Source organism: Microbacterium sp. cf046 (assembly GCF_900114345.1).
In the GTDB taxonomy this organism is placed as follows: domain Bacteria; phylum Actinomycetota; class Actinomycetes; order Actinomycetales; family Microbacteriaceae; genus Microbacterium.
The window spans coordinates 513,274-530,749 of the sequence record NZ_FOZJ01000001.1; the positions used below are offsets into that span (position 1 = coordinate 513,274).

General features: G+C 69.9%; 16 protein-coding genes. 14 read left to right on the top strand and 2 right to left on the bottom strand.

Going from position 1 to position 17,476, the window contains the following annotated elements; translation table 11 throughout:
* Positions 1–2 precede the first annotated feature (2 nt).
* From BM349_RS02390 to lysS, 4 genes are all read left to right on the top strand, one after another.
* The gene (locus tag BM349_RS02390; protein WP_091702196.1) at positions 3–1,637 is read left to right on the top strand and encodes a PH domain-containing protein; all 1,635 of its coding nucleotides are present in this window, start codon (positions 3–5) and stop codon (positions 1,635–1,637) included.
* Positions 1,634–2,347 (top strand): Rossmann-like and DUF2520 domain-containing protein, encoded by a 714-nt coding sequence (locus tag BM349_RS02395; protein ID WP_091702200.1) that lies wholly within the window; start codon positions 1,634–1,636, stop codon positions 2,345–2,347. The genes BM349_RS02390 and BM349_RS02395 overlap by 4 nt, the downstream gene beginning before the upstream one ends.
* Before the next feature lie 26 nt (positions 2,348–2,373).
* Positions 2,374–3,159: an MBL fold metallo-hydrolase gene (locus tag BM349_RS02400; RefSeq protein ID WP_091702205.1), complete on the top strand. Its 786-nt coding sequence runs from the start codon at positions 2,374–2,376 to the stop codon at positions 3,157–3,159.
* Between the two features lie 69 nt (positions 3,160–3,228).
* Positions 3,229–4,776, top strand: a complete 1,548-nt coding sequence (gene lysS / locus BM349_RS02405) for a lysine--tRNA ligase (protein ID WP_091702209.1) — start codon at positions 3,229–3,231, stop codon at positions 4,774–4,776.
* 23 nt (positions 4,777–4,799) lie between these two features.
* On the opposite strand, the gene BM349_RS02410 is transcribed toward lysS, so the two are convergent.
* Entirely contained in the window at positions 4,800–5,978 is a 1,179-nt protein-coding gene (locus BM349_RS02410) for a DUF4192 family protein (RefSeq protein WP_091702212.1), read from the bottom strand.
* Positions 5,979–6,090: 112 nt separating this feature from the next.
* Here BM349_RS02410 and BM349_RS02415 point away from each other — a divergent pair, with 112 nt between their 5' ends.
* Positions 6,091–6,279 (top strand): hypothetical protein, encoded by a 189-nt coding sequence (locus BM349_RS02415; RefSeq protein ID WP_091702215.1) that lies wholly within the window; start codon positions 6,091–6,093, stop codon positions 6,277–6,279.
* Positions 6,280–6,327: 48 nt separating this feature from the next.
* Positions 6,328–7,791, top strand: a complete 1,464-nt coding sequence (gene cls, locus BM349_RS02420; RefSeq protein WP_091702218.1) for a cardiolipin synthase — start codon at positions 6,328–6,330, stop codon at positions 7,789–7,791.
* Here cls and BM349_RS02425 read toward each other — a convergent pair.
* The gene (locus tag BM349_RS02425) at positions 7,772–8,947 is read right to left on the bottom strand and encodes a polysaccharide pyruvyl transferase family protein (RefSeq protein ID WP_175525160.1); all 1,176 of its coding nucleotides are present in this window, start codon (positions 8,945–8,947) and stop codon (positions 7,772–7,774) included. The two genes, cls and BM349_RS02425, sit on opposite strands and share 20 nt — an antisense overlap.
* Positions 8,948–9,024: 77 nt before the next feature.
* On the opposite strand from BM349_RS02425, the gene BM349_RS02430 reads away from it, so the two are divergent.
* From BM349_RS02430 to BM349_RS02465, 8 genes are all read left to right on the top strand, one after another.
* Positions 9,025–9,954, top strand: a complete 930-nt coding sequence (locus BM349_RS02430) for a glycosyltransferase family A protein (protein WP_175525161.1) — start codon at positions 9,025–9,027, stop codon at positions 9,952–9,954.
* Between the two features lie 9 nt (positions 9,955–9,963).
* The gene (locus tag BM349_RS02435) at positions 9,964–11,121 is read left to right on the top strand and encodes a glycosyltransferase family 4 protein (RefSeq protein ID WP_091702229.1); all 1,158 of its coding nucleotides are present in this window, start codon (positions 9,964–9,966) and stop codon (positions 11,119–11,121) included.
* 89 nt (positions 11,122–11,210) lie between these two features.
* Positions 11,211–12,062: a nucleotidyltransferase family protein gene (locus tag BM349_RS02440; protein ID WP_091702232.1), complete on the top strand. Its 852-nt coding sequence runs from the start codon at positions 11,211–11,213 to the stop codon at positions 12,060–12,062.
* 17 nt (positions 12,063–12,079) lie between these two features.
* Positions 12,080–12,331: a PqqD family protein gene (locus BM349_RS02445; protein WP_175525162.1), complete on the top strand. Its 252-nt coding sequence runs from the start codon at positions 12,080–12,082 to the stop codon at positions 12,329–12,331.
* A gap of 61 nt (positions 12,332–12,392) precedes the next feature.
* Positions 12,393–13,787, top strand: a complete 1,395-nt coding sequence (locus tag BM349_RS02450) for an O-antigen ligase family protein (RefSeq protein WP_175525163.1) — start codon at positions 12,393–12,395, stop codon at positions 13,785–13,787.
* 103 nt (positions 13,788–13,890) lie between these two features.
* Complete coding sequence (locus BM349_RS02455; RefSeq protein ID WP_091702242.1) at positions 13,891–15,396, top strand: tyrosine-protein kinase domain-containing protein; 1,506 nt, start codon at positions 13,891–13,893, stop codon at positions 15,394–15,396.
* Positions 15,393–16,577, top strand: a complete 1,185-nt coding sequence (locus BM349_RS02460; protein WP_091702245.1) for a glycosyltransferase family 4 protein — start codon at positions 15,393–15,395, stop codon at positions 16,575–16,577. Before BM349_RS02455 ends, BM349_RS02460 begins: the two co-directional genes overlap by 4 nt.
* Positions 16,574–17,473: a polysaccharide pyruvyl transferase family protein gene (locus tag BM349_RS02465; protein ID WP_091702248.1), complete on the top strand. Its 900-nt coding sequence runs from the start codon at positions 16,574–16,576 to the stop codon at positions 17,471–17,473. Before BM349_RS02460 ends, BM349_RS02465 begins: the two co-directional genes overlap by 4 nt.
* The last annotated feature ends 3 nt before the right edge of the window (positions 17,474–17,476 follow it).

The window sequence follows — 17,476 nt, forward strand, 5'->3', positions numbered from 1 at the left end:
GGGTGACCACGCAGCCTCCCCCACCCGCGAGCGCACCCGGCGCTGCCGCCGAGACCCCGCGCGCGGCGCCGTCGCTCACCGACGGCGAGTGGCACCGCCTCCATCCGCTGACCCCGTTGTTCCGCGGCGGGCTCTTCCTGGTCGTCATCGCCGGAATCGTGATCGCCAATCTGCGGGATCGGCTCGTGTTCATCTTCCTTCCCTGGCTCGACGACGACATCGACATCGACGTCCAGGTCGAGGAATGGCGCGGCGGCGATCCGATCGACTTCATCATCGCCAACAACCTGTATCTGCTTGCCGGAGCGGTGCTGCTGGGTGTGCTGCTGGTGCTCATCGGGCTGTTCTTCCTCTCCTGGCGCTTCCACACGTTCCGGATCACCGGCGACGACGTCGAGGTGCGCAGCGGCGTGCTGTTCCGCACGCACCGGCGCGCACCGCTGGACCGCGTGCAGGGCGTCAACCTGACCAGGCCGATGTTCGCCCGCCTGGTCGGTATGGCGAAGCTCGAAGTGGTCGGCGCGGGGCTGGACTCCAACGTCAAGCTGGAGTACCTGTCCACCTCGAACGCCGAAGCGGTCCGCGCCGACATCCTCCGCCTCGCCTCCGGGCGACGGCTCGCCGAGGCGAGGGCGGCCGGCGCCGCGCCGGGTGTGACGAGGCGTGCGGCGGCGGCATCCGTCGTCAGCGCGGGGATCAACGGGCTGATCGCGGGCGCGGAGGAACCGGTCAGCGAGCCGGAGTCCGTCGTGCACATCCCGGTCGGGCGACTGATCGCGTCCCGCCTGCTCAGCACGTCGACCCTGTGGCTGATCGCGATCGTCATCGCGATCGTGGTCGGATCCATCGCCGGAACGCCGTGGGTGCTCTTCACGCTCGTCCCCGCGCTGATCGGCTTCGGCGCCTACTGGGTGCGCACGATCACACGCTCGCTGCGCTATTCGATCGCCCCCACGCCGAGCGGGGTGCGCATCACCTTCGGCCTGTTCACGACGATCACCGAGATCCTCCCGCCCGGTCGCGTGCACGCCGTCGAGATCGACCAGTCGATCCTGTGGCGCCCGTTCGGCTGGTGGGCGATCACGGTGAACCGCCTCTCCGGCCGCGGGCTGGCCGATGGCAGCAACGATCAGTTCACGACGGTCCTGCCGGTCGGGACCCGCGACGACGTCGAACGCGTGCTGCGTCTGCTGATGCCCAATCTGCCCGAGGACGAGTGGCCACTCGTGTTCGAGCACGGCATCCTGGGCCCGCAGCCGGAGGACCCGTACACGAACACCCCCCGTCGCGCCCGCGCGCTGAGGCCCCTCTCGTGGAAGCGCAACGGGTTCCTGCTGCTGCCGCATGGGCTGCTGCTGCGCCGCGGCGCGATCTGGCGCAAGCTCGCGATCTTCCCGCTCGCGCGCCTGCAGAGCATCGGCATCGAGCAGGGACCCCTCGACCGCGCGCTGTCGGTCGCCGGCATCCGGGCTCACACGATCCCCGGTCGCGTCCCGGGCCGCTTGGGGATCATCGATCGGGATGCCGCTCTCGCCGTCTTCGAGGACGCCGAAGCGGCGGCACTCGCAGCCGCCTCCAGCGACCACAGCCATCGCTGGGCGGGCGAGTCGCCGGGCGACCAGGAGGACCGGCCGTGAGGCGCGACGGACGGCTGGGGGTCGGCATCATCGGCGCGGGCCGGGTCGGACCGGTGATCGGAGCCGCGCTCGGGGGCGCCGGCCACGCGATCGTCGGCATCACGCGAGGCTCGGACGAGGAGCGGGTGGAGGCGATCCTGCCGGGAGTGCCCGTCCTGGATGCGCTCGAGGTCGTGCGCCGCAGCGAGCTCGTGGTGATCGCCGTGCCGCATGACGAGCTCCCGGGACTCGTGGCGGGCCTCGCCGAACTCGATGCGTGGCAGCCGGGTCAGCTCGTTCTGCACACCGACCCGGGCTACGGAACCGCGGTGCTCGCGCCGGCCGTCGCCAAGGGCGCGATTCCGCTTGCGGTCCACCCGGCGCTCGCGTTCACCGGGACCTCGATGGACCTCCGCCAGCTCTCCCACGCATACGCCGCAGTGACGGCACCGGCCCCGGTGCTGCCGATCGCCCAGGCGCTCGCCGTCGAACTGGGCTGCGAGCCGGTCGTGGTCGCCGAGGAGGCGCGCCCCGCGTACGCCGAGGCGCTCGCGACCGCCACGGAGTTCTCGCGATCGATCGTCCGGCAGTCCACCGAGCTCCTCGCGCAGGCGGGAGTGCCGAGCCCCGGCCGCTACCTGTCACCGCTCATCCACTCGACCGTCGACCACGCCCTCTCGGATGCGGGTTCCCTCGGCACGGGCGACCCGACCGCTACCATCGACGGATGATCGGCTTCGGCTGAGCGGAGGCACGGATGCGCATCACCCGGATCGGCGGCCCCACGGTCCTCATCGAGTGGGACGGGTGGCGCATCCTGACCGATCCGACCTTCGATCCGCCTGGGCGGACCTACGCGTTCGCGCTCGGGACGTCGTCTCGGAAGGTGACCGGACCGGCCGTCGAGCTCGATGAACTCGGCGCGATCGACCTCGCCCTGGTCAGCCATCATCACCACGCCGACAACCTCGACGATGCCGGACGCGAAGCGCTCGGTCGTGCCACGACGGTCCTCACGACGGAGGTGGGCGCGCAGCAGCTGCGTCATCCCGACGTGCGCGGACTCGCGCCGGGCCAGAGCATCACGCTGCAGGCGGAGGGCCGCCCGCCACTCACCGTCGCCGCGACGCCCTGTCGTCACGGTCCGCCGCTGACCACGCCGATCGTCGGACACGTGGTCGGGTTCGCGCTGACGCTCGAGAGCACCCCGCATCCGGGCCTGTGGGTGACCGGCGACACCGTGATGTACGGCGGGCTGCGCGCAGCTGCGGCGAACATGCGGCCCGATGTCATGATCGTCCACATCGGACGCGTGAAGTTCCCGCGGACCGGCCCCCTGACATACACGATGGATGCCGCGGACGCGGTCGAGCTCGTCGAGCTGACCGAGCCCGGAGTGGTCGTCCCGGTCCACGTCGAGGGATGGAGCCACTTCTCGGAGCAGGAGGAAGCGGCCGGGGCCGTCTTCTCGACCGCGTCGCCGGATGTGCAGGGGCGCATCCGCTGGCTGCCGCTCGGGGAGGCGACCGAACTGCCGGGCTGAGCAGGGTTCGGGAGGCGCGCAGGTGCCCGCCGATAGACTTGGGACCGACTTCCGAGGAGCCCCCACACGATGAGCACTGCCCCTGCGCCCGACGACGAGATCGAACCGACCGACGAGGACATCGACCCCACTGAGCTTGCCGAGGTGTTCGAGCAGAAGGCCGTACGGCTCGCCAAGCGCGAGCGGCTGATCGCCGAGCGGACCGACGCAGCCGGCGGCGCGTACCCGGTCAGCCTCCCGATCACCGACACGATCAGCGATCTGCGCGCCCGGTACGGAGATCTCGAGGCCGGTGCCGAGACCGGCGCGACCGCGGCGGTGGCGGGTCGTGTCGTGTTCAGCCGCAACACCGGCAAGCTGTGCTTCGCCACCCTGCAGGCCGGCGACGGCAGCCGCATCCAGGCGATGGTCTCCCTCGCCGGAGTCGGCGAGGAGTCCCTCCAGCAGTGGAAGGACCTGGTCGACCTCGGCGACCACGTCTTCATCACCGGCGAAGTGATCTCCAGTCGCCGAGGCGAACTGTCGATCATGGTGTCGGAGTGGCAGATCGCCGCGAAGGCGATCCTCCCGCTGCCCAACATGTACGGCGAGCTCTCCGAGGAGAGTCGCGTGCGCAGTCGCTATCTCGACCTGATCGTGCGCGACCAGGCACGTGAGACCGTGCGCGCCCGCGCGAAGGTGAACGCTTCTCTGCGGCAGACTTTCGCCGACCGCGGGTACATCGAGGTCGAGACCCCGATGCTCCAGGTTCAGCACGGCGGTGCTTCTGCCCGCCCGTTCGTCACCCGATCGAACGCGTTCGACACCGAGCTGTTCCTTCGCATCGCGCCGGAGCTGTTCCTCAAGCGCGCGGTCGTCGGCGGTTTGGACCGCGTGTTCGAGATCAACCGCAATTTCCGCAACGAAGGCGCCGACTCCACGCACAGTCCGGAGTTCGCCATGCTCGAGTCGTACGAGGCGTACTCCGACTACAACGGGATCGCCGATCTCACCCAGGACCTCGTGCAGAACGCGGCGCTCGCGGTCGCCGGTTCGACCACCGTGACGTGGGCCGACGGCACCGAGTACGACCTCGGCGGCGAGTGGGACCGCATCTCGATGTACGACTCGCTGTCGGCGGCATCGGGCGTGTCGATCACCTCGGCGACCTCGCTCGACGAGCTCCGCGCGCTCGCGGCACGCGAGGGCATCGAGGAGCCGCCGCTCGCCACGCACGGAAAGCTCGTCGAGGAGCTGTGGGAGCACTTCGTGAAAGGCGACCTCGTGCGGCCGACGTTCGTCATGGACTTCCCGCTCGACACCAGCCCGCTGGTGCGGGAGCACCGCTCGATCCCGGGCGTCGTCGAGAAGTGGGACCTGTACGTCCGCGGATTCGAACTCGCGACCGGATACTCCGAGCTCGTCGACCCGGTGATCCAGCGCGAGCGCTTCACCGAGCAGGCCAAGCTCGTCGCGCGCGGCGATGTCGAGGCGATGCGCGTCGACGAGGAGTTCCTGCGGGCGCTCGAGCACGGGATGCCGCCATCGGGCGGGCTGGGCATGGGCATCGATCGACTGCTCATGGCGATCACCGGTCTCGGCATCCGCGAGACGATCCTGTTCCCACTGGTCAAGTAGAAATCCAGGCCGCAGCACCGGGCTCAGGGACGCCGGAACGCCCAGTCGGGAAGATGCCCCGCAAGCACGAAGGAGCGGACGATCTCGGCGAGCCCGTGCTCGGGCTCGATCTCGCACGCGAGCGACGCGTAGCGCTCGGCGTGCGTCGAGCGGCCCAGCGCCCAGGCCAGCCATGCGCAGGTCGCAAGCGGACCGGCACGGACCGCGCGCGGTGCCGCGGCCGCGATGCGTCGGGAGAGGGCCAGCGCGGCTTCCAGCCGGTCGGGGTCCGGCCGCTCGCCCTCCCCCCACATCTGCATCGCGAGGTGTGCCGGGTACTCCTCGCCGGACTCCCAGCGCAGCTGCGCATCGAGGGCCTCATCGCCTGCCGCCATCCCGCCGCACCACTGCACGAGGGCGATGTCGCGCAGCGCAGGGCGAGCCAGGCACCAGGCGAGCGCTGCTGCATCGAAGGGGGCGAGGGAGGAGGCATCCCAGTGCATCGCCTCCTCGAACAGGGTTGGCAGGTCGTCCAGTCCGCACACGGCCGAGAGCGCCTGGGGATCCACGCGCCGGCCGTCCTGGGATGAAGCTGGGGCCGCATCGGCTGGGCCAGTCGTGCGTTCGCTCGAAGCCGTGCCGGCCGAGTCCGGCCCGCAGACGAGCCGGACGGCATCCTCGAGCGCGGCAAGTGCCCGGGCCGTGCGCTCCTTCTCAGCCACGTCGACGTCCGGCAGCGCGGCGCCCGCGGCCTGATCGCCTTCGGCGACCGACAGCTGCTCGGCCCCCTTCGGCGCGTCGCCGAGCTCTTCGAGCGGCCGGCCGAACCCGGGGCAGGTGGGGTCGAACTGCGAACCCCATGCGTCTGCCGCGACGCAGAGCGCATCGGTCACACGCACACAGCAGGCGTCCGCGCGGCGCTCGAGCGCCGCGATGAGGTCGCGGTGCGGCATCCCGCCATGAGCGAACGACTCGTCCGTGTAAGCGATCGCCGCGACGGCGTCGGCATCAGGCAGCCTGCACACCATGCCGATGAGGGTCGCCGCGATGCGGTCGGTCTCGTCGGCCTCATCCGCTGCGGGCAGGTCGAACCGCATCGCGCCGATGCTGCGGGACCCCGCGAACGGGACGAGCACGAGGCTGCGAACGGGGTGGTATCCGAGCATCTTCGGGATGAGGGACAGGAACTGCGCCGCGTTCGCGGCCTTGACGATCGTGGTCATGCCACGACCCTGTTCGAGCGTACGCCCCGCCGGACGGGCGGTGCGGAGGCCCGTGGAGGGTCGCGGTCGACGGGCGGGGTGGGGAGGAATCGTCGGACGGTATCCTTGAGTCATGGATGATTACTGGGTGGCCGTGTTCTGGTCGCTGCTGCCCACCGTCGTGGTCAGCGCCCTCTTCTTCTTCATCCTGCGGAGCATCCTGCGCGCCGACCGCACGGAGCGCCGCGTCTACGCGCGCATCGAGGCGGAGGAGCGCGCCAAGCGCGGCCTCCCGCCGGCACCTGCGGCAACCGAGCGCTGAGCCGAACTCCCACTACGCTGGGGGAACGCCGGGCGGGGAGGCCACTACATGACGATCACGTTCGATGCGTCGTGGTGGGTGATCCTCGTCTTCCTCACCGACCTGACGATCCGCATCGCCGCGATCATCATCGTTCCGAGGAATCGCCGGCCGACGGCCGCGATGGCGTGGCTGCTGGCGATCTATTTCATCCCCCTGATCGGGGTTTTCCTGTTCCTGCTGATCGGGAACCCGCGCCTGCCGCGCAAGCGCCGCCGCATGCAGGAGCAGATCAACACCTACATCCACGACACCAGCGAGCACCTCGATTTCGGCACCTTGCGCCCGCACGCGCCGGACTGGTTCACCTCGATGGTGACCCTCAACCGCAATCTCGGCGCCATGCCCCTGGCCGGCGACAACGCCGCCCACCTGATCTCCGACTACCAGGAGAGTCTCGACGCGATGGCCGACGCCATCCGCGAAGCCGACCGCTACGTGCACATCGAGTTCTACATCCTGCAGACCGACGAGTCGACCGACAACCTCTTCCGCGCGCTCGAGGAGGTCTCCGCACGCGGCGTGACGGTGCGCGTGCTGCTCGACCACTGGGCCAACCGCGGCAAGCCGTTCTACAAGAAGACGCTGAAGCGACTGGACGCGATGGGCGCGCAATGGCACCTGATGCTGCCCGTGCAGCCGTTCAAGGGCAAGTACCAGCGTCCCGATCTGCGCAACCACCGAAAGCTGCTCGTGGTCGACGGGCAGGTCGCTTTCATGGGCTCGCAGAACGTGACGGACTCGACCTACAACCTGAAGAAGAACATCAAGCGCGGCCTGCACTGGGTCGACCTGATGGCCCGGCTCGAGGGTCCGGTGGTCGCATCCGTCAACGCGGTCTTCCTCTCCGACTGGTACAGCGAGACCGACGAGATCCTCACGGACGAGATCGACCTCTTCGACGTGAAGTCCGGGCCCGGTGACCTCGACTGCCAGATCATCCCGTCCGGTCCCGGGTTCGAGTTCGAGAACAACCTGCGACTGTTCCTGGGCCTGATCTACTACGCGCAGCGGAAGATCATCATCGTCAGCCCGTACTTCGTGCCCGACGAAGCCCTGCTCAACGCGATCACCACGGCCTGCCACCGCGGGCTGCACGTGGAGCTGTTCGTCTCGGAGGAAGGCGATCAGGCGATCGTCTATCACGCCCAGCGCAGCTACTACGAGGTCCTGCTGCGGGCCGGCGTGAAGATCTGGATGTACCGCAAGCCCTACATCCTGCACAGCAAGTCGATGACGATCGACGACGGGTTCGGCATCATCGGCTCCAGCAACATGGACATGCGCTCATTCGGTCTGAACATGGAGATCTCGATGCTCGTGCGCGGTGAGCAGTTCGTCACCGAGATGCGCGACGTCGAGGCGAGCTACCGCGCGCTGAGCCGTCAGCTCACGCTCGAGGAGTGGGAGCGGCAGCCGTTGCGCTCCACCGTGCTCGACAACCTCGCCAGGCTCACCTCGGCGCTGCAGTAGGCGGGACGACCCTCTCAGCTGAAGTCGAGAGGCTGTCGGCGTCGAGGGCGGCACGCAGGAATCCGAGGGAGCCGATTCGCTGGAGCTCTCGCGCGCGCTCCGCCGCATCCCAGTCGACGTCGCGCAGCACACCGACCCCGTCAGCCGACGTGGGCTCCAGCTCGAGGCCATGGGCCTCCAGCAGCGACCCGATCCTGGAGTCGCTCCGGAACCGCGTGCACACCACAAGTGGTCGCCGGAAGAGCAGTGCGAAGACGCACGCGTGGAACGAGTCGGTGATCACGACCGACGCGTGCGCGATCGCGGCGACGAACCCCACCGGCCCGACATCGGCGTGCACGGGGCTCTCGAGATCGTGGAGGTCGGCCACCCGCGGGGATGCCGCCACCTCGCCGACCCCTGCCTCCTGCTGCGGGGTGAGGCGCCCGATCATGAAGCGGAGAGCGTACGGTTCGGGTTCGATCCTCGGTTCGTCCTCGATCAGCTCGTCCCATTCGGCGCGCGTCAGCAGCAGAGTGGGATCCAGGACGACGGGCACGTCGCGTCCGGTCAGTGCACGGACGACCTCCGCGGCGCTGCGCTCCCGGACGGACAGGTGGGGGATCTGCTCGAGCCAGCGGGCGTAGTGCGCGTGCAGGAAGCGCGGCACCGCGGCGGCCCCGAAGCTCGCGGCGTAAGACACCCGATTCTCCGGCGAAGTGAAGTCGAGGAAGTCCATGCCGTTCGCCCGGCGGTAATGCGGATTCCACACCTGATCCGACCCGGCGATCACCCGGTCATACCGCTCAGCCCAGTACCGACGAGGCGCGTCGGCGAACTGCATCTCAGACGTCTGAATGAATGACGCGGTGAATCGCGCGTTGGCGTCGCGCCGGCGCTCGAGGAACGGGGGTGGTGCCGGACGCGAGCGTGCCACCGTCTCGCGCACGCGGCGGGCGCGGCGTTCCAGGAACTCCGCAGGCCGGTAGCGCAGATCGTCGATCGTGCGGGGGATCAGCATGGCGCGGGGCCATGGACGAGGCGTATTGCGGATGGTCTCCGGCGCCCGGCCGATCTGGCGCAGCGCCTGCTGCAGGGCGTAATTCTGCAGGCGATTGCCGTAGTTGCCGTCGTCGTTGATCGTGACGATGCCGATCGACTTCGCCTCGGTCACCACCGTGTGAATCCATGCACCATGGACTCACTCTAGGGAGCCGGACGAGCTCATCCAACGGGCGCATCTACGATCGACACATGACGGCGGCCGATCCTCTCGTGAGCGTGATCGTCGCGACCAACCGGGTCAGTCGTTTCCTCCCTGAGGCGCTCGAGTCGGTCATCCACCAGACCTACGCGCAGCTGGAGCTCGTCATCGTGGATGACGGGTCGCCGGATGCTCGAGCGGTGGAGCGTGCCGCCGGATCCGTCGCCGGCGCCCGGACGATCCGGATCGCCGCCTCCGGCGTCTCGGTCGCGCGCAACGTCGGCGTGGGCATGACGTCCGGCGCGTACCTCGTGTTCCTCGACGATGACGACCGCTGGCTACCGGATCGCCTCGCCGCGCAGGTCGCGGCCCTCGAGGCGGCTCAGGACGCGGTCGCGTCGTACTGCGGGATGCAGGTCATCGACGCCTCCGGAAGAGTCGTGGTCCGCGCCGATCAGTGGCAGGTCGACGGCCCGCTGGACATCGCTCGCGGTCAGGGCGGCATCCTGCTGCCCAACCTCATGATCAGGCGGTCGGAGTTCCTCGCCGTCGGGGGATTCCACTCCCGCATGCGCCAGGCCGAGGACCTGGACCTGACGCTCCGGCTGGCCGGACGGGGCCCCTTCGTCTTCGTGGACCGCACCCTGACCGAATACCGCACCCACGAGGAGAACACCACCAAGCGCACGCGGGAACTGGTCGGTTCCATCCGGCGGATCGTGGAGCTGCATCGATCGGACGCACGGGCCCGTGGCGATCAGCCGCTCGCCGATGCGCTGACCGAGCGCCTGCGTCACAACGAGCGCTACGCGTGGTGGCGCGCGACGGGATCCGCCCGTCGATCACTGGCGCGCGGCGATGTGCGGGGCGCCGCGAGCGCGATCTGGTGGGCGCTGAGGACACAGCCTCGTGGTCTGCCGGGAGGCGTGCAGAGCCGCCTCGGGCGCCGATTCAGCCGACGTGCGCGACCGCGGCACTAGGCTCGCCGTGTGACCGGGAGCGGGGAGTCGCGGCGGCGCCTGATCCACGTCATCACGCCCGGCGATCACTTCTCGCCCTTGACGGGATCGGCGACCGTCTCGGTCGTGCACGGCCTCTCCGTCGCACGTGCACCGGGCTCGCCGCGGCCCGCGGTCCTCGTCGCGGCGGGCACGTACGCCGACCGCTACGACAGCGCCGACGTTCTCGAATACCGGCAGCGTCCGACGCACCGGGTGGATCGCTATGTCGACGCCGTGCGCTCGAGGTGGGGCCTCAGCCGCAGCCGAGCCCGTGACCGGTACCGGGCGGCGCTGATCGACCAGGATTCGTGGGACCCGGCTTTCGTGATCGGCCACAACGCGGTCCAGCTCGTTCCCGTCGTCGATGCCGCCAGGCACACTCCGGTCCTCTACGCGCACAACGACCTGCTCCGTTCGTACAGCCGACGCGAAGCGGGCGCGACCCTCGATCCCGCCGCGGCGATCATCGCCGTCAGCTCCTACCTCGCGGAGCGGCTGCAGTCGTCGTTGCCACCTGCTCTTCGGGGCCGGGTGGAAGTGGTCGCCAACGGCGTCGATGTGGCCGCATTCGATGCTCCGCCGCGTCCGTCCGGCCGGCCGCTGCACGTCGCCTTCCTCGGGCGCATGGTGCCCGACAAAGGCGCGGACGTGCTCGTCGATGCCCTGACTCGGCTGAACCGGCCTGACATCCACACGAAGGTGATCGGCTCGGAGGGCTTCGACCCGCGCTCGGCGCCCTCGACGTTCGAGAGGTCGCTGCGTCAGGCATCCGCGCCATTGGGCTCACGCATCGAGTTCCTGCCGTTCCAGCCGCGCGCGGAGGTCGTCCGCCTGCTCGCGGATGCCGATGTCGTCGTGGTCCCTTCGCGATGGCCGGAGCCCTTCGCGCTGACGGTCCTGGAGGGCATGGCGTCGGGCGCGGCCGTCATCGCCTCGGACATCGGGGGCATCCCCGAGGCGTGCGGCGGGGCTGGAGTGCTCGTTCCCGCGGGCGACACGGACGCGCTCGCACTGGCGCTCGCGGCACTCACCGATGACGAGGATGCGCTGCGCGCGCTGCAGGCGTCTTCGCGCGAGCGGGCGCGCTCCCGCGACTGGAGCGTGGTGGCACGCGAACTCGACGCCGCGCTCGCGCGGCACGCGTAGTCCCTCCGCCGCGCCGGGGACCGCTTCGACCCGCGGAGGGTTGGCTAGTCTGTGGCTCAGACCGCATCGAGCCAGAGAGCCTGCCACGCGTGAACGACCACGAGACCGCGATTCCGCTGGGATTCCGACTGAGGCTGGGTCGCGCCGCGGTGCAGACGATCGCGGAGCGTGCGGGAGCCGACGTCCTGCACATCAAGGGCGACGCCGTCTATCCGGAGCTGCGACCGCACATGCGCTCGGGTTCGGACATCGACATCCTGGTGCGGCCGGCGCATGTCGCGGCGATCGACCGGGCACTGCGGGCATACGGCTGGACCGTGTACAGCACGTTCGTCAACGGCTCGCCGTTCGGCCACGCGCAGACCTACTCCCATGCAGTGTGGGGCTACGTCGACGTCCATCGCCTCTTCCCCGGCATCGGGCTGGATCCGGGCGACGCGTTCGCGCGGCTCTGGCAGGGCAGGGGGAGCATGGAATTCGCCGGGAAGCCGTGCCCGGTGCCCGGCCGTACGGAGCAGGCGACCGTGCTCGTCCTCAACGCGGCACGCGGCAGATCGGACTCGATCCAGGACCTGCGGAGCGTCTGGTTCGACGCCACGGTGGACGATCGCGCCCGCATCGAATCGCTCGTCGCCGAGCTGGATGCCCGCACGGCATTCGATGCGGCGCTCGGCCAGCTCGACAGGCATCGTGGCGAGCCCGATTACCGGCTCTGGAAGGCCGTGTCCGAGAACGGCACTCGTCTCGAGGAGTGGCGCGGACGACTCGGCGCCGCGCCGACGCTCCGGCTGCGCGCGCTCATCCTCTTGAAGGCGCCGATGGTCAACGTCGAGCATCTGGGGCACGAGCTGGGCAGGACGCCGACCCGCCGCGAGATCGTCCGCGAGTTTTTCGCGCGCCCTGTGCGCGGGCTTCGCGAAGCACGCGCGAGGCGGCGGTGAGCATGGAGGCGTGGAGGATGCGGGTCGCGGACGGAGTGGGAATCGAGGTGGACGGCGACGTGGTCTACGCCGCGCCGCTGCCGGATGGCCCGATCATGGTGCTCCAGGGAGTCGCCGCACTGATCTGGACGGTGTCGGCCGGTCTCGAGCGCGGCGATGTCGCCGGAGTCGTCGCGGAGCGCACCGGCGCGGACGTCGCCTCGATCCGCGCCGACATCGACGCGTTCCTCCGCGAGATGCTGGAGCGCGGGCTGCTCGTCGAGGACTGACCGCCCGCATCCGTTCCGCGGGTCACCTGCGATACTGGATCGACCCTGCGGAGGGATGGGGATGGTTTCGAGCGCGCGTGCACGCGCCGTCCGCACTCGGCTCGCCGAGTGGTGGGCGGCTGCTTGGCGCTGGGTGCTGATGGCAGCCGGTGCCGCGCTCGCCGTGTACCTGATCCTGGATCGGGGCATCTCCAACGGCGTGGTGACCGCCGCAGCGATCGGCGTCCTGGTGATCGGCGTCGTGCTGACCGGGAGCGTCCCGCTGGCGATCCCGCTCCTGGCGATGCCGGCGCTGTTCGTCGTCCAGCGCGTCGGGTTCGGAGGCGGCGATCTCACCGCCTCGGACGTCGCCCTTGCGGCGGCCTTCGGAACTGCCCTGCTGCTCGGAAAGCGACCGTACAGCGCGCCGATGCGCCGGATTCTCTGGTTCAACCTGCTGTACCAGTTCGCGACCCTCTTCACCGTGATCGTGAACCCTCAGATCGCCAACACCGTCGAGTGGTTCCATGCGTGGCTGCTGATCTCAGGAGCCCTGGTGGTGGGCTGGGCGCTCGGCCGGGCCGGCTATGCGAGGACGGCACTGCTGCTCATCGTGGGCGCCGGATGCGTGATCGCGGTCGGGACGGTCTTCACGGGGCTCATCCACTACCTGCACGGCAACTTCTCGGCCGTCTACCCCACGTGGCCGTGGCAGATGCACAAGAACTTCGCGGGCACGGCGATGTCATTCGCCGCGATCATCGCGTACCTGCGGCCGTCGTGGGCGCGACTGCCCGACGAGTGGATGCGGCGCGCGCTCTGGCTCCTGGTGGTGGCGATCCTGCTCACGCAGTCGCGCCAGGCGCTCGTCGGGCTCGTGGCGGTGATCCTCGTGGCCGTCGGCCGCCGAGCGGTCACCGGACGATCGAGGCTCGCCCTGCTGCTCATCATTCCGGCGGCCTGGCTGGTCGCCTCCATGATCATCGATCAGATCAACTCGCAGAACCAGCACAACTCGGTCTTCCAACGGCTGGACTGGCTGCGCGAGGTCTACGCCTTCTGGAAGCACTCGCCGATCTTCGGACACGGGCTGCGCTTCTGGTACTACAACGACACCGTGCCGTACCAGCCGCCGCAGGCGGAGCTGGAGGTCGTGGCATCCGCGGGGCTGGTGGGACTCGCCGCGTTCGTGGCGATGTGGGTCGGCATCCTGATCGTGCTGTGGCGCATCGATCCGCGCTACGGGACTCTCGCTTTCGCGCTCCCGCTGAGCCGCATCGTGCAGGGCCAGTTCGACCTGTTCTGGACCTCCGTGCAGACCTCGATCCCGTTCGTGGTGGCCGGCATCTGCCTGGGTGCACTGGCGCTGAGCCAGGAGTCCGCGAAGACGCATTTCGAGCTGCGCGAGGGCGCGACCGGGATGTTCCCTCGCGCAAGGATGTCGCGCCGATCGGCGGCGGCGGGACCACCTCGCTGAACTCCACTGCATCCGTGAGTGTCCTCTCAGATCGCGTGGCATACGATGGAGCCGACTGGGGCCGCGGTAGCGTGCGCCCGCCCGACGAGCATCAGGAGGTGCGATGGAGCTGCGCGACTACCTTCGCGGCATCCGCCGGCACTTCCTCGCGATCCTGATCATGACGGCGGTCGGGGTCGGCGTCGCCTACGCGTGGACCCTGGTGCAGAACCCGGTCTACGAGGCGAGCGCCGACGGCATCATCCAGGCGCAGAACACCACCGAGGGCCAGACATCGCTCAGCGGCGATGCGATGGCACAGCAGATGGTCGAAACGTATCTCGAGATGGCCTCGTGGCAGGACGTCGCCGACGCAGCGATCCAGAAGCTCGGACTGCAGATCACGGCCGACCAGGCATTCGCCCGGATCGTCGTGGTCAACCCCGCGAACACCGCCATCCTCCGCGTGACGGCACAGGGTTCATCGCCCGAGGACGCGGTCGCACTCGCCGAGGCCTGGATCCAGGCCCTGGCCACCGTGATCGACGACTACGAAGGCGATGGGACGCAGGGGACCGCGCCGCTGACCATCACCGTCGCGTCGTCGGCCTCACTGCCCACGACACCCGTGTTCCCCGACCTGTCGACCTCGCTCATCGTCGGCGGTGTCCTGGGCTTCGGGTTCGGTATCGCGTTCGCGCTGATCCGAACCGTCTCGGACCGGCGGATCCGCAGCGCCGACGAGGTCGAGGCGCGGACGAACATCCCTGTCGTCGGCACGATTCCGACCGCCGAGGCGCTGGGCGGCGAGAGCCGTCTGTTCGACCCGACCGCGGCCGGTCCCAAGGGAACGGGCTTCGCGGTGTCCGAGGCGCTGCGCTCCCTGCGGACGAATCTGCAGTTCATGGACGTGGACAATCCTCCGCGGACGATCGTGGTCACGAGCCCGCTGCCCGGCGACGGCAAGTCGACGATCGCATGCAACCTGGCACTGACTCTGGCCGCCGGCGGCAAGCCGGTGGTCCTGGTCGACGGTGACCTGCGGCGCTCGACCGTCGCGGCGAGCATGGGACTTCCCGGCGGGGCGGGCCTGAGCGACGTGCTGTCGGGTCGTGCCGAACTCGCCGACGTGCTCCAGCGCACGCCGCGCTCGCCGAACCTCTACGTGCTGACCGCGGGCAGCGTCCCCCCGAACCCGAGCGAGGTGCTCGGCTCCGGACGGATGCGCAAGCTCCTCGCCGACCTCGCCGTGCACGCCACCGTGATCGTCGACGCCCCACCGCTCCTGCCCGTCACGGACGGCGCGGTGCTGACCCACCAGGCCGACGGCGCGCTGGTCGTCGTCAGCCTCGCCAAGACCACCTACGACCTTCTCGAGAAGTCTCTCGACACGCTGCAGAAGTCGAACGGCCGCGCGCTCGGCGTCGTGCTCAACAAGGCGCCGCTGAAGGGCATGGACGCGTCGCCGTACTCGTACGAATACCGCCGCGAGTACGGCAAGGCCGCGAAGGCGGATGCCGCGCCCGCGGTGCGTGACGATCACCCGGCCGACGCGAACCTCAACGCCCTGTTCGGCAGCCCCGAGGCAGAACTCGCCGAAGAGCGTCGCCCGCGCGCTCGGCGGGCGTGAGCGCGGAGCCACACTCGGACGGTGAGGGTGGAGTCCGCGCCCTCCCGCGGATCGCGCTCATCAGCTCGTCCTTCGCGCCGGCGGTCGGCGGCGTCGAGGAGGCGGTGCGGCAACTCGCGAACGGCCTGCGCTCGAACGGGCACTCGGTCGAGGTCTGGACGGTGGACCGCGACGGTTCGTCGGCAGTCGGAGACGTCGACGGGATCACGGTGCGCTACCTGCCCGCCCCGCTCCCGGCACGCTCTCTCGGCTCGGCGGCGCACTTCGCCCGCGCGGCGCCGTCCGCCTGGCGGGAGTGGAAGCGGGCGTTCCGCACCTTCCAGCCCGCGATCCTGCACGTGCACTGCTTCGGTCCCAACGGCCTGTACGCGCTCGCGGTGCGCCGCCGGTTCGGACGCCCGCTGGTGCTCACATCCCACGGAGAGACGATTGCCGACGACGGCGGCGTCTTCGGGCGCTCTGCGCTGCTCCGTCGTGGCCTGCGCCGCGCGATCGCGCGGACGGACGCCGTCACGGCGCCGAGCGACGTCGTGCTCGAGGACCTGATCGCACACTACGGATTGCGCCGGGGCGTGGTCATCCCCAACGGGGTCGACCTCACCGTGACCGTGGAACGCCGGTCCGAGGAGCAGCCCACTCTGGTCGCCGTCGGCCGTCTCGGCCATATGAAGGGGTTCGACCTGCTCCTCAGGGCGTTCGCGGCGGCCGAGCTCGAGCCCGAGGTGCGGCTCGTCATCGGCGGTGACGGTCCCGAACGGGGGAGCCTCGAATCGCTGGTCGCCTCGCTCGGGCTGGGAGCACGGGTCGAGCTTCGCGGGTGGATGCCCGCCGCGGAGGTGGCCGAGGTCATGGCCGGCGCCCTGGCGGTCGTGGTGCCCAGCCGGATGGAGGCGTTCGGCATCGTCGCGCTCGAGGCGTGGCGCAGCGCTGCCCCGCTCGTCATGACCGATCGGGGAGGTGCGCGGAGCTTCGTGCACGACGGTGTGGACGGCATCCTGATCGACCCCGAGGACACCGAGCGGTTCGCCGCAGTGCTGCGGCGACTCGTGGATGATCCCGCCCTGCGGCGTCGTCTCTCGGATGCCGGCACGATCCGTGTGCGCGACTTCGGCTGGGACGGCATCGTCGCGCGCTACGAAGACCTCTATGCCCGAACAGGCGCAGTCGGCGAGGACCGGTGACGTACACGAATCCGATGCGCCGTCGCCTGCGCGGTGCGAGACGAGCGCTCGCAGCGTCGCGGCATCCGGCCATGTGGCGCTCCGGCGTCGTCGTCCCCACGTACTGGTGGGACGGCCACCCGAACTTCGGCGACGCCATGACGTCGTGGCTGCTGCCGACGTACGGCGTCCTTCCGGTGCACCGGGTCGCCTCCCGGGCGCGCCTGGCGGGGGTCGGGAGCGTGCTGGAGTTCCTGCCCGACGACTTCGACGGTGCGATCTGGGGCAGCGGGCTCATCCGCGACGAGCCCCATCCGCTGCCTCGTGCACATGCGCTCGCGGTCAGAGGGCCGCTCTCGCGGGAGCGCATCGGAGCCGCGGATGCGGTCGCGCTGGGCGATCCCGGCATCCTGGTGTCCCGCCACCTGCGTCGTCCCGCACCGAAGTGGGACGTCGGGCTCGTGCCGCACGGGCACCATCGGAGCCACGAGCGGTTCCTGGCGCTCGCGGACGCTGCCGGCTCGCGCGTGCGGGTCGTCGACGTGCACCAGGAGGCTGCATCGGCAGTGCGCGAGATCGCCGCGTGCGGGCTGATCGTCACCACGTCGCTGCACGGCCTGGTGACCGCCGACTCGTTCGGCATCCCCGCGGTCTGGACGACCCTCGATCCGCCGCTCGAGGGCGGGGACTTCAAGTTCCGCGACTACGAGGCGGCGCTCCCCGGGACGAGCAGCCGATTCATCGCCTACGACGAGGACTGGACGCTGGACGCACTGCGCGACGCTGCCCGAACTGCGGATGCCGATGATGTGGTGCGGATGGGCGACGCACTCGTGCGCTCGCTCGACGGGCTGCGCGGCGCCGTGGGTCCGCTTCCCCGGTTCCCGATCGGAGCGGTCAGCGCCTTCCGACGCTGACGG